The organism is Bacillus sp. 522_BSPC, from assembly GCF_001076885.1.
GTDB lineage: Bacteria > Bacillota > Bacilli > Bacillales > Cytobacillaceae > Niallia > Niallia hominis.
Window position 1 is genome coordinate 1 of record NZ_JVDT01000148.1, and the last position, 13093, is coordinate 13093.

General features: G+C 33.8%; 12 protein-coding genes. 8 read left to right on the forward strand and 4 right to left on the reverse strand.

Features of this window, described 5'->3' with window-relative positions; translation table 11 throughout:
* Positions 1 to 81 precede the first annotated feature (81 nt).
* Positions 82 to 303, reverse strand: coding sequence for a tyrosine-type recombinase/integrase (locus tag ADJ83_RS24905; RefSeq protein WP_275044148.1), 222 nt, complete (start codon positions 301 to 303; stop codon positions 82 to 84).
* Positions 304 to 463: 160 nt separating this feature from the next.
* Here ADJ83_RS24905 and ADJ83_RS11540 point away from each other — a divergent pair, with 160 nt between their 5' ends.
* Positions 464 to 1819, forward strand: a complete 1356-nt coding sequence (locus tag ADJ83_RS11540; RefSeq protein WP_048717801.1) for an IS1182 family transposase — start codon at positions 464 to 466, stop codon at positions 1817 to 1819.
* An 816-nt stretch (positions 1820 to 2635) separates the two neighbouring features.
* Here the strand turns inward: ADJ83_RS11540 and ADJ83_RS11545 are convergent.
* The gene (locus tag ADJ83_RS11545; protein WP_031540085.1) at positions 2636 to 3040 is read right to left on the reverse strand and encodes a hypothetical protein; all 405 of its coding nucleotides are present in this window, start codon (positions 3038 to 3040) and stop codon (positions 2636 to 2638) included.
* A gap of 165 nt (positions 3041 to 3205) precedes the next feature.
* On the opposite strand from ADJ83_RS11545, the gene ADJ83_RS11550 reads away from it, so the two are divergent.
* The 4 genes from ADJ83_RS11550 to ADJ83_RS11570 all read left to right on the forward strand — a co-directional run bounded on the left by ADJ83_RS11550 (position 3206) and on the right by ADJ83_RS11570 (position 8011).
* Positions 3206 to 4642, forward strand: a complete 1437-nt coding sequence (locus ADJ83_RS11550; RefSeq protein ID WP_031540087.1) for a DDE-type integrase/transposase/recombinase — start codon at positions 3206 to 3208, stop codon at positions 4640 to 4642.
* Positions 4643 to 5067: 425 nt separating this feature from the next.
* The gene (locus tag ADJ83_RS11560; protein WP_031540089.1) at positions 5068 to 5853 is read left to right on the forward strand and encodes an ABC transporter permease; all 786 of its coding nucleotides are present in this window, start codon (positions 5068 to 5070) and stop codon (positions 5851 to 5853) included.
* 1 nt (position 5854) lies between these two features.
* The gene (locus ADJ83_RS11565) at positions 5855 to 7363 is read left to right on the forward strand and encodes a hypothetical protein (protein ID WP_031540090.1); all 1509 of its coding nucleotides are present in this window, start codon (positions 5855 to 5857) and stop codon (positions 7361 to 7363) included.
* A gap of 15 nt (positions 7364 to 7378) precedes the next feature.
* Complete coding sequence (locus tag ADJ83_RS11570) at positions 7379 to 8011, forward strand: ATP-binding cassette domain-containing protein (RefSeq protein ID WP_109769485.1); 633 nt, start codon at positions 7379 to 7381, stop codon at positions 8009 to 8011.
* Positions 8012 to 8439: 428 nt separating this feature from the next.
* On the opposite strand, the gene ADJ83_RS11580 is transcribed toward ADJ83_RS11570, so the two are convergent.
* Complete coding sequence (locus ADJ83_RS11580) at positions 8440 to 8820, reverse strand: hypothetical protein (protein WP_031540093.1); 381 nt, start codon at positions 8818 to 8820, stop codon at positions 8440 to 8442.
* 768 nt (positions 8821 to 9588) lie between these two features.
* The gene (locus ADJ83_RS11585) at positions 9589 to 10599 is read right to left on the reverse strand and encodes a hypothetical protein (RefSeq protein ID WP_155986789.1); all 1011 of its coding nucleotides are present in this window, start codon (positions 10597 to 10599) and stop codon (positions 9589 to 9591) included.
* Between the two features lie 102 nt (positions 10600 to 10701).
* On the opposite strand from ADJ83_RS11585, the gene tnpA reads away from it, so the two are divergent.
* The 3 genes from tnpA to tnpC are packed head-to-tail and all read left to right on the forward strand — an operon-like array spanning position 10702 to position 13041.
* Positions 10702 to 11019: an IS66 family insertion sequence element accessory protein TnpA gene (gene tnpA, locus ADJ83_RS11590; RefSeq protein WP_031540353.1), complete on the forward strand. Its 318-nt coding sequence runs from the start codon at positions 10702 to 10704 to the stop codon at positions 11017 to 11019.
* On the forward strand, positions 11013 to 11372 hold the full coding sequence (gene tnpB, locus ADJ83_RS11595; RefSeq protein ID WP_031540354.1) for an IS66 family insertion sequence element accessory protein TnpB: 360 nt from the start codon (positions 11013 to 11015) through the stop codon (positions 11370 to 11372). The genes tnpA and tnpB overlap by 7 nt, the downstream gene beginning before the upstream one ends.
* A gap of 49 nt (positions 11373 to 11421) precedes the next feature.
* Complete coding sequence (gene tnpC / locus ADJ83_RS11600) at positions 11422 to 13041, forward strand: IS66 family transposase (RefSeq protein WP_048717388.1); 1620 nt, start codon at positions 11422 to 11424, stop codon at positions 13039 to 13041.
* The last annotated feature ends 52 nt before the right edge of the window (positions 13042 to 13093 follow it).

A 13093-nucleotide genomic window follows, 5' to 3' on the forward strand; every position in this document is an offset into this window, starting at 1 on the left:
TAATCTCTTTTTTTATTGTGTCCTTGACATGGGTGCCAGTTCAGAATATACAACCCTTTTTTTTATATTGTCACCTGTAAATCACAATGAATTAATGATACTTGAATTTTTCCAAGCATGTCCCGCATTGTTTTCTCTTCTTGATTTCTTCTGCAGATAAATAGATGTTGTTTGTATTGATTTGTGACCTAACGCAATTTTAATTTGATCCAAACTCGCTCCTTGATCCGAACTTATTTGCGCAAAGGCGTGTCTCAATGTATGTGGTGTAATTGGATTTTTCCTTGTTTTAATGAAAGGCAATTCCGCTTCATTAATTTTTTTTGTTAAATAATTGAATCAATTTCATAAATTTAACGCTTAGAGCCTCAAGGTCTCAGAGACACAAAAAAAGGAGTACCTCCCCAAAATGTCGAATTTAGTAAGCACTACACAAACTAATAAGACTGGAGGAAGACTCCCTATGACTATTATACGACAAGGAAGCCTATTTGACCTACAAGAATTATATCATTTAGAACCTACCCAACGGTTTGAAGCTGTTTTTTCTACCATTGACATCGAACCAATCTTCGCTGTGGTAACGAAGAAATCGCGTTTTGGAAGGCCTGTTGGGCTAAACTATGCAGCGATGATTTATTCGCTCATCGCTAGAATTACTGAGCGAATTCCGTTTATTAAGGATTTAGTGAAACGGTTAAAATATGACATGATCTTTCGTCTCGACTGTGGGTTTTTAGTTTCAGACTCTATCCCCTCAGAAGCAGCTTATTCTAGAATGATTACTGTTCTTTGTGAATCCGATGTTCTTGAAAATGTGCAAGGAACACTGCTCCATCAAGCCATTTCAGAAGGCTTTGTGGAGGATGACACAGTTGCCATTGATGCCACTCATGTACTAGCCAAAGATGCAGCACCTCCAAAGGAAGAACAGCCAAAATCGGAACCGAAAAAACGTGGACGTAAATCAAAAGAAGAGCGTGAACAATGGCTTATCGAAAAAGCAGAACAGGAAGCCAACCTTCCACTTTATGACAAGAAAATAGAAGAACAACTAGATATTCCTCTGGATGAACTTCGAGCTGAAATTCCTCAAGATCCTCAATGGGGAATCAAGAAAAACAGCCAAGGAAAAAATGTTTTTTGGTATGGCTACAAAGCTCATTTAGCTGTAGGGACAAAGAGTCAGTATATCTTTCAATCTCTTCTATCTTCCGCTAATTTAAATGATGGAAAAGCTGCAATCCCTTTATTAAAAGGACTTCACGAACACGTTTTGTTTCCTTCCATGCGTTATCAAACAATGGATGCAGGTTATGATTTTGAAGCGATTTATACCCAAATTCATCGAATGGGGCATCAATCTGTGATTGCTTATAATAAGCGGAATGAACCCGAACCTATTGGATTTGATAAGCACTTCGCCCCTACATGTGTTCGAGAGCATTCTTACCGTTACGATAGCTTTGATCATCAGTATGAAACATTAAAATATACACGTCCAAAAGAGTGTAAAGACTGTCCGTTAGCGAATGATGGTCTTTGCCAGAAAGTATACAAAGTAAAAATCACAACCAATCTTAGAAGATATACCGCACCAGCCCGTGGATCAAAAACTTGGAAAACCATCTTTAAACGACGTACAGCGGTTGAGCGAGTAAATGCCTATCTTAAAGGTTATTTCCAGCTCAACAATGTTCGTTATCGTACTGGGAAAAGAGCGAAAGTCCATTTTGATCTCGTAACGCTTGTTTACAATGCTTCCAAGTTAGGAGCAGATAGGATTAACCGTAAGTTAAGTAAGCAACAAGCAGCTTAAAAATTTTATAGGAGATAAAATTCTGTAAGTCTGTGTTTCTTTAAAAGCTCGAATTATGAAATTAACTCATCTATTTATTTTTTTATCACTCAAATTCTGAGGCCCTTGAGAAGTATCCTCTATTAATAACCTTTTTTATTCAGTAAATCTCGTATTCTATCAGCTTCAAAAAAATCTCTATTCCTTTGATTTCTCGGACAATTCAATCATTACTAGCGAGTATTATGATACACCAGAAAATGAAATCCTAAATATTATTTACTTTTTATCCAATGCGGAATATCAATTAGATATGGAATATAAAGAAATGTTTAACTTTTAAGAAAAGAAATGCATATTCATTATTTTATGAGTAAGAAAATGAAGTCATTTGGAGTGATATTTACTGTTTTATTATTTGGTATTGCAGGATTATAAGATTCAGTATATTTGTTTCACTCGTCAATTGAAAAAGGGGGGGGAGATTTTTTTGTTTTAATTATTCGTATAATATAAATTTTACGAATAATATAATATAGACAAATAAAACTACGTTTAGTATTATTAATATAATACTAAAAAATGACAAAAAAGTACTTTGTCTACTGTCTAAAAATACGTCTGCAAATTGCAGGCGTATTTTTAGACAAGCTATACAAAAAAGATAGAATTTTTAATTTACCTGCTTTCGTATGATTACGAAAATAAAGATTCTAAACTAATTTGCCTTTCTTTTAGTTATATTACTTTGTTCTTTTATGCAAAATTAAACTAAATAGAATGGAATGGAACTTTAAAAACCAACGTTTGTAATTTTCTAAATTTTATGATTGTTTCTTAATAAGTAGTGAAAAATCCTTGAACATTAACTTTCACCGGCGTTGTCAAATCATTACTTATTTCAAGTCTCCAGTAATGATCGTGATTAGCTGTATAATTTGTGTACCAAGTGGCTCCAGAATTATCTCCTTGATTACGCGCCCAAGGAGTTCTGGCGTTGTCATGAGCTCTTTGAGCTCTTAAATCTACAGTATAATCCCCACCCACGCTAAATAAAGAATAATGGATCGATTCAACATATTGTATAGTTCCGCTCACCCGATCCCAACCTGTATATGCAGAACCGTTAAAAGGTGCCACATTTACATTAAATCTAGTAACCTTAGATGCCGCCTGAGTTACCCCCCCAGCAACTAGTAGTGCTAGAGCTAATCCGAGAATAACTCCTTTACTTTTTTTCATATCTATATCCCCCTTTTTAATTTCGTATTGTCAAAACTTTATATAGAAATAGGCTATTATATCCTATAATAGCGGGCTTTTTGAGCAAAAAAATTGCCACCCCCTGAATTCTAAGGATAATTGAGGTTACCACACACCCAACAACCTAGAATAGGAAGTGACAAATTGTACCCTCAAATTATAACCTATTTACTTACTTTTATTAAGTACCAAGATCAGGTTATTCGAACATTATTAACTCTTTTGATTGGGAAAAGTATGTTTGATAAACCTGTAGAAAAACCTGTAAATAAGCCTTATCGAAAACTACAGGTAGACGACCTCCCAATCATCGAAACCCTACAAAAGTTTGATTATAAACTTCTTTTGAATGAGTATCAGGAGAAAAATGGGAAACCCCTTAAACCTGTTCGAAGACACTCAAATTCAAAAACAACTGTTCCTTCCAGCATAAAATGTCCAAAGTGTGGTGCTCCATCTGATTTTCTTTATGCAAATAACGGAGACAAGGGACAGTATCAATGCAAGGTGTGTGCATGTTTGTTTAACCAAAAAAATCATTATTCAAAAGAGGCAATTTTAAAATGTCCTCACTGTGCTAAAACGCTTGAAAAGGTCAAAGAGAGAAAAGATTTCGATGTATTCAAGTGTAAAAACAACGACTGTTCTTATTACCAAAAGAAACAAAATGGACTATCTTCAAAAGAGAAAAAACAGTTTAAAAAGGATCCACAGGCATTTAAAATGCGTTATATTTTCCGTCAGTTTCGTATCGATTACCAACCCTTATCGAAGCGTTCACCTCAGAAACCAAAGTTGGATTTATCAAGACTATATGTGTCGCCACATACATTGGGACTGATTTTGACCTACCATGTGAACTATGGGTTGTCAGCCCGTAAAACAGCTGCACTCATGAAGGATGTACATGGTGTATCCATCTCCCACCAAAGCATTTTGAATTACGAAAATAGCGTAGCACTGATGCTTAAACCTTATGTGGACCATTATCCTTATGAGCTTTCTGATCAATTCTGTGGAGACGAGACCTACATTCGAGTGAAAGGTCGCTGGCATTATTTATTCTTCTTTTTTGATGCCGTAAAAAAGATTATTCTGTCTTATCCTGTTTCTCCTAATCGAGATACTCAGTCAGCCATTCTGGCTATCGATGAGGTTCTTCTAAAGATGAAAGAAATCCCTAAAAACCTCACTTTTATTGTAGATGGCAATCCGATTTACCTATTAGCCCAACATTTCTTTGCCCAACATGATATTTCGTTTGATGTGAAGCAAGTCATTGGATTAACCAACGAAGATCCAGTATCAACAGAATACCGACCACTCAAGCAAATTATTGAACGACTCAATCGAACGTTTAAAGGAAATTATCGCTCGACTCATGGGTTTGGATCTGATCATGGATCTGTTTCTTTCGTCACTTTGTTTGTCGCATACTTTAACTTTCTACGGCCTCATTCAGCCTTAGAAGGAAAAGTACCTGTGATTCATCCAGAGTTACTTCAGCTTCCCAATATGCCAGCAAGATGGACTAAGCTAATTGGATTAGCTCAAGATTGGATTATAGAACAAACAACCTAGCTTTTGTTTAGCTGAGCCCTGAACCAGCAATCGGCGGAGCGAACTCTTGACAAACCGAACTTGCCAATGGTTTAAAATGGAAAAAATCAAGGGCTTATTTGGCATGCCTTCTTTTGTCCCCTTCGCCCTTGATAACCTGAATTCAAACCATTGGTGTGTTTGTCAAGAGCGATTGCGAGCCTCTCCACTTCAAAAAGGAAAGAAGAAAAAGACTTCAGGTTACTTTTTCATAGAAGTTTTGACACTACCTTTAATTTTTTCTCATTATATAAATGAGGTTAATATAATTATAGGAAAATAATAGCATTTTTACAATACCATTACCATATTTTTTCAAAATGAAACCAATTATTGAAAAAAATACATAAATATAATAAGCTAATAATATATACTTTTTTATAAATCCGTAAAAAGGAGTAATGATAATGCTAAACAGACAGCTAAGAACTGAATTTAAACGTTCTATTAATAGTAAGAATCTATTAAAGTGGCTAATTATTATATTAATAATTCCACTTAGTTCATTTTATCCTATCAGGACAGGATACCTTTATTATTCCTCTGTTGAAGTCTTTCAAGAAATGGTTGGATTAATAATTCCTATGATTTTTCCTGTACTAGTAGTATTCATATACTTACCTAACTTTGTACTAGAGCAGAAAAATAACTTTATTACATACACTCGGTCTAGAATACCAATAAACCAATATATCTTAAGTAAGGGTCTAATGAACGCATTTCTAACAGGTACTATTATATTTTTAATGGTCTTTTTTTCTTTTGTATTTGCAGTATATATTGAACCTAATATATTACATGTGATATCGCTTACACCGGCTGACGGAGGTAATTATAATTATAATGTTACATTTTCTCAACTTTTAGTGTACGGAGATTTTGTTTACGGAATAGTTTATTCATTATGGGTGGGTTTAAACGCGTCCTTATACTCAACTATTTCTTTCTTATTATTACTAATAATAAGTAGAACCTTTATTGGGTTATCCTTGCCATTTTTGTTTTATCATATCTTCAATTTTATTACGGCTATAATTGTTGGTGCCAGATTCTCTCCCATAAGTACTATATTTCCATTTAACATTGAACAACAGGAAATTTGGACAGCAATGATACCTTTTGCATTTCTTTTGATAGTAGCAATTATTCTATTAATTTTAGTGGTTCTAAATAAGGAAGATTGGAAGATTTAGTATGGACATTAAATTTTCAATAAGAAGATACTTTGATGAATTATTAAGTGTTAAATGGTTAGTAATAGGGATACTTATTTTCTTTTATGGTACTTTGTTAAAGAAACAACTGGTAGAGATTGCTTTTATTAATGGTATGAAAATTAATAATTGGGACATTTCTCTATATTTATTTAATGATATGTATATAATAATTTATTTTGTAGTTCCTATAACTTTAATTCTCTCTACATCGACTATCTTAGGGCACTTTAATTATGAAGTATTAATTCGTATAGGATCAATAAAAAAATGGATTTTGAGCTCTTTTAAAAGATTTTGGATACAATCCTCTATATTCTTAATGATATGGGTTTTTATGTGTCTATTTTTAACTATTGGACTTCCTAATTCTTGGAGTTGGAGTCAATTCAGTCATTTTGATAATCTAAATAATGTTCTTAATGGAGTATCTATCAATTTTTCAACACCTTTAATAGTCTTTATTCTTCAATTAATTTTGTTTGCTTTCGCAATCTCTGTGCTACATATGTTATTGTCCATAGTTTATGTGACCTTTAAAAATAGAAATATTCTCCTTTTAATGTGTGTAACTATATTTGTAGGGGGGATAATAGGTTTTAAAATAGTACCAAGCGAGTATTCATATTTATCACCTACAACTTATTTATCAATTATAAAATTTATTCATTCGTTTAATTCACCAATACGGGGATTAATCATTCTAATTTGTGAATTGGTGATTATTTCTACCTATTTGTATATTATTGACTTTAATAATAAGAGATATTTACAATTACTAAAATCATATGTATCATATATAATTTATATTTCTTTGTGTATTATGGGAATATTATCTTCTGCTGTTAGTTTAGATTCAATAGATGGTACTATATTTGATGTTTGGGTTATGTCTTTTAGAGGAGCGAGTGCAGAAAGTTTTTCTTATGCTGGTTATTTTTATTACTCAATAGTATATTTTGGTCTAGTCTATTTAGTGAATTTTACTATTAACAACGAATTAGATGTTTTAGGATTTTATAGGATTATTCGTTTTAGAAATTTAGAGAAATGGTTTTGGAGTTGGTTCAAAAGAATTTTATTAACTATTACTTTTTTTCTCTTTCTATTATTAGCTTTGTCTATTATAGTGGGGATACTCACAGATAGAGACTTTCAGTCTAAAATTACGGTGTTTGAATCTTCATTATATCCAGTTTTTTATCATTATTTTATAAATGGATTCTTGCAAATCGTTTTATATATTTTATTTGTATTTATTGTATCTTGGATAAGAAGAGAAGGAAGTCACGGGATAATTGTAGTGAGCATTTTTATGATTTTAATGTTACCAGGAATTAATCAGTTAGGCGTAATTCCTGTAGGATTAAATAGCATTGTTTATTTAGAAAGTTATTCAACATTAAGAATAACCATGGTCTTATTAATTACTAGTCTTGTAGTATATTCTATTATAAAATACCTTTTTACTAGAAGTGTAAATAGGTAAATGGAGGCGAAATCATTGTCTATTATTTCAGTAAGAGAAGTAAGTAAAAGCTTTAAGGGAAATGTATTGTTTGATAGTGTTAGTTTAGATATTGAAAAAGGGAAAATATATGGATTTGTAGGTCCGAATGGTTCAGGAAAATCAGTCCTTTTTAAAATGATTTGTGGATTTATATTCCCAGACAAAGGAACTATAACTATTAGAGGATCTGAGATAGGAAAGAGTAAAAGGTTCCCAGAAAATTTCGGGGTTATTATAGACCGTCCAGGTTTTATTGCTAATAAGAATGGTTTTGAAAATTTAAAAGAGCTATCATTGATAAGAGGGAAAATTAATGATAAACAAATTATTCAAACAATGCAGTTAGTAGGTTTAGATCCGAATTATACTCAAAAGGCTAAGGATTATTCCCTAGGAATGAAGCAGAAGTTAGCTATTAGTCAGGCAATTATGGAGAATCAGGAAGTATTAATCTTAGACGAGCCATTTAATGCATTAGATTTGGATAGTGTTAAGAGAGTCCGTGATTTATTACTTCGTTTTAAAGAGGAAGGTAAGACTATTCTTTTAACAAGTCACAATCAAGAAGATATAGAAATATGTGATGTTGTTTACAGGATTAATAGTTCTAAATTAGAAAAAGTTTAAATTCCGCTTTAATGTTCTAAAGTAATATTGGTTCTTCTTTCATTTCACTCCATAAGTGGAGATGCTTTTTTGTCAAATATAAGTCATTCATTATTAAAAATTAAGGTTGAATAATGTACTGGTTTACTTAATTTTAGACGTTCTTCATAACGCTCCTTACAGAATTGGAGACCTTCGTTGGCCGTTATAGGTTTTATGCTACCTGCTGGTAATATTTTTAGAACGTCAGAGGATTCTCTCCTTGTATGGAGATTATCCGAAAATTCAGATAAGTATTATGTTCGTCGATATTGGGCGAAAGCAGATAGTGAAAATTGCCTAATCGATATAAACTTTTGTGAGGGGTCTCGAAAGGAAATTTGTAATACCAATTATTGCAATAGTGTCAGAGTTTGCCTACCCGACTCAATCAAAAGAGTTGCCATATGTTAGTCACTTTCAGGATGGATATCTTCACCAATTTTTTCATCTATCTTTTTTGGTTCGCTTGGATTCCCATTGATGCAAACCAATGTATTATTTGCTAGTGTTACGCAATCAATAATTCCTTCTAGATTATTGGGAAGAGTAAATTCAATTTTATATAGTATCAGAGTGATAGCAATGCCTATCGGAACTCTTTTAGGAGGATATCTAGCAACAGTAGTTGAAAGCCGGTTAATATTTTCTTTAACAGGTTTTGGGATACTTTGTATTCCAATAATCAGGGTAATTAATCCAGTCTTAAGATAATTACCAAGAGCACAGAATTTACATACAGTAATCAATGAAAATATACGAATAAACATAATAATATTAATAATGAACATGCGTTGACTGCTGCAACAAAAATGGGCTTAAAATTCTTCTGAACTAAGAAATTTGTTCTATATTGAGATAACAGAGAGATTATTTTACGGATTAACTAGATATCTTTCTCATCTTAATAATGAAACTAATGAATTGGTAGAAGTAAAAATTAAAATTGATAGTAATGATGAGTATGACAAATTATTTCTTAATGATAAGATAATTGAACAAATGAATGTATATTCTGCATATAAAAATAAAAATTATAGAGTAAGCAAAGTAATAATATTACAAGACTCCAGTAAATCAATACCCCTTAAATCATTGAAACTTTTATTGGTATAGTAGTCTTATTCTTACTCGAAGAAAGTTACTTAGAGGAGATTGATCGTACTATTGTTAAATGTGATTTGGAAAAATCTCAATCAGTCTGAAAATATTACCAATCATCGGTTGATAGTCTTGAGAAAAAAGTTCATATTCTTCATGTTCAGATAGATATCTATTTATTAGATTTAAGACCTGTTTTTCTAAATTTTTGGGTAGGATTCCGTGAGATACTATCTCCTCTCACGGATTAGTATTTTGACTTTACCTTTGCTCAATTTTTCATATAGCTTCACTAATTGGAGTTTAAATTCGGGAGTAAAAGTTCGACGTTGACTTGTCATTTTAGCAAGCTCCTTTTATTTGTCTAAGTTTACCTCCCCTCCCCTTATCTGTCAACTTAGTGTAGCCTATTCATATCTCATTTAACAAAAGCAATAAAGAACAATCTGATAACAGAACTAATTAAAATATTCACTTAACGAAACCTTTATTGTATCACTTGTTTTTTCTCTTTTTAGTTTAATTACTTCTGGAGATCCCAAAGAAGAAAAGTATAAAGATTCTGGAAGTAATAAATTATTTTCTTGTATACTCTGGAACGCATCCGCTAACTTTTTATGTTTTGAGAACAATTCCCTATAAATATTATCTCTATCTCGTAAGATATCTGTATAATCATTTATTTCTTTCTGCCCCTTAATTTGAAAGAAGTCAATTAAGGGAGATTTTATATAATCATTTAGACGTTCTCCTCTTTTTATTAAATAGGAATCCATTGAATGAATCGGTTCTAATAAATAATGAGACCGATATGTTTGTAAAATAATATCATCCCAACTATTTAAATAGTATTCTGGAGCTACACCAGTCAATGCATTTACTAAGTTTCTTATAAGACCACTTATAAATGTCATAGCTTTTAAACCATCAATTGGAAAAAAGGTTCCCAATACAGATACAGAAAGATTACCTAAAAAAAGAGCTGCCGTATTCATATGGGTACCATGTAGTACTTGAGTTTCACATGCACCTAGTAAAGTAATTTGTGGAGTATGCATTATATTCTCTATTTCAACCGCTGTAATAAAATCATTACCTATATGAAGTTTCCCTAAATCGTCTGTAGAATCATAAGAACCGTGACCATAATAAATCATTATTACAGGTTTAGTTTCCTCAATTATTGAAATAAATTCTTCCTTAGTTGAAGCTTCCCTATAATTAGCTTTAGTATTAATTTGCATTAAATACCCATCTATTTCTTTCTGTAAAGCAAGACCTAATCGATATAATCCATCATTTTTATTTAAGGTATTTACTATTAGAATGCTTAAATTATCTTTAGATAATGTAAACTCATTTCTATGTACATAAGAGTGAGAGATTAATCCATTACCTGGTGTAATTGGAACCCTACTAATTTTCTTTTCAACACATAAAGGCAATCCGTTAAAATTCGCCCATTCCACTGGCATATCTGATAAGTAAGCGTCAAACTATACCCACATGGTTTGACGCTTTTTTATATGCGATAATCTCCTAGAGATTACACATAATGGAGGTTTTGCTATATGAAGAGATCCGATCTTAGAGTTGAATGGGAAAAACGGATTGCTAACTATATGACAAGCGGACTAAGTGCTTCAAATTGGTGTGCAGCCAACGAGGTCAGTATTCATCAATTCTGGTATTGGAAGAAGAAGCTTAAAACAACCGAAGACACGTCAAATACCCCTTCACAATGGATTACATTAGAAATGGATGAAACAATGACAGACTCTCAATCTAACATAGTTGTTCATGTTGGTCACGTAGCGTTAGAGGTCAAACAAGGCTTTGATCCCCAGCTGCTTGTAGATGTGGTAAGGACACTTCAATCCATATGCTAAATGCATCAACGATTGAGAGTGTCTACCTCGCTCGAGGTAGCACGGACATGAGAAAATCCATTGATGGATTAGCTATCATCGTTCAGATGGAATTCAATCTAGATCCCTTTTCATCGAGTCTTTTTGTTTTTTGTAACAAGAAACGCGATAAACTCAAGATTCTTCATTGGGATACCAACGGATTTTGGTTGTACTACCGAAGACTCGAACGTGGAACATTTCACTGGCCATCTGATCATGGGAGCTTAGGTCCGTATAAAATCTCACGTCGCCAATTGAATTGGTTGTTAGATGGTTTATCATTAGAACAGACAAAAGCACATCCCGTCGTTTCTGCAAAAACTGTCGTTTAAACATGAAATTATGAGAGTAATCGGTTGGATCTTATAGTATAATGAAATCATGAAAAAGACAAAGAAAACAGCAAACACAACTCCTACAATTGAAGAACTTCTCGAGCGCGTTCAACTCTTGGAACAGAAAAACGCAGACTTAGAGGCGAAGCTAGAAAAGGAAAAAAGTGAATCTGAAGCCAAGATTAGTTGGTTACAAGAACAGCTTCGCCTTCATCAGTCTAAACGTTTTGGTGTATCTAGCGAAAAGGGCATTCCAGGTCAACTGGAACTAACTCTTTTTAATGAAGTTGAACAAGAAGCGGACCTCGCATCACCCGAACCTACCGTAGAAACCATCACCTACCGCCGTAAGAAGAAACGCGGCCAACGTCAGTTGATGTTAGAAAATCTGCCTGTGGAAACGATCGATTATCGTTTATCCGATGAAGAGCAGGTCTGTTCGTGTTGCGGTGGAAACCTGCATGAAATGAGTACAGAAGTCCGTCAGGAATTAAAATATATCCCAGCTGAAGTAAAAGTGGTGAAGCATGTGCGCCATGTTTATTCATGCCGCCATTGTGAACAGGAGGCCATTGAAACGCCGATCCAAACCGCGCCCATGCCGAAGCCAGTCATTGCGGGAAGTCTCGCATCTCCATCTATGTTGGCACATATCATGAGCCAAAAGTATGTAGAGGGACTTCCTATATATAGACAGGAAAAACATCTACATCGTTTGGGTATAACATTATCTCGTCAAACGATGGCTAATTGGATGATGTACGGAGCAGATCGTTGGTTAAGCAAGCTATATAGTCGGATGCATCAGCTCCTAGTTAAGCTTGACATTGTTTGTGCGGATGAGACAACTCTTCAAGTGCTTCAAGAGCCAGGTAGATCCGCTTCATCTAAATCCTATTTGTGGCTATACCGTACAGGTGTCGAGGGATCTCCCATCATACTATATGATTATCAAGAAACCAGAGCTGGAGAAAATCCAATGAACTTCTTAAAGGAATTCAAAGGCTTTCTTCAAGTCGACGGTTATGCCGGATATCATAAAGTAGAAAACGTAACACTTGTTGGTTGTTGGGCTCATGCCAGACGTGGTTTTACCGATGTCTTAAAAGCACTGCCTACAAATAGTATAAAACCAGTCGCTGCGACCGAAGGTCTCCAATTCTGTAATCAACTTTTCACGATTGAGCGAAAGTTAAAGGAATTAGAGCCGGAAGAACGGTATAAACAACGTCTAGAGCAAAGTAAACCAATACTAGACTCTTTTTTGTCATGGCTAAAAGTACAAGAACAACATGTGTTGCCTAAAAGTGGTCTCGGCAAAGCTATTACATACTGTCTAAACCAGTGGGATAAGTTAGTGGCATTTCTAGAGGATGGTCGATTAGAAATCGATAACAATAGAAGCGAAAGGGCTATTAAGCCAGTAGTGCTTGGAAGGAAGGCTTGGCTGTTTAGTAACACACCAAATGGTGCGAGAGCCAGTGCCATCATATACAGTATCGTGGAGACAGCGATCGCAAACGGATTGAATCCATATTACTATCTTCGCTATCTATTTGAGCAGCTTCCCAACTTGGATCTGACAGATCATGATAACCTTGACCAACTACTTCCTTGGTCAACGACACTACCAGTGTCTTGTATTTCATTTAAAAAACTTAACTAAATAATAACCCAGGCCCCATCTAAAACATAGGTGGGGTCTATTTGACGCTTAC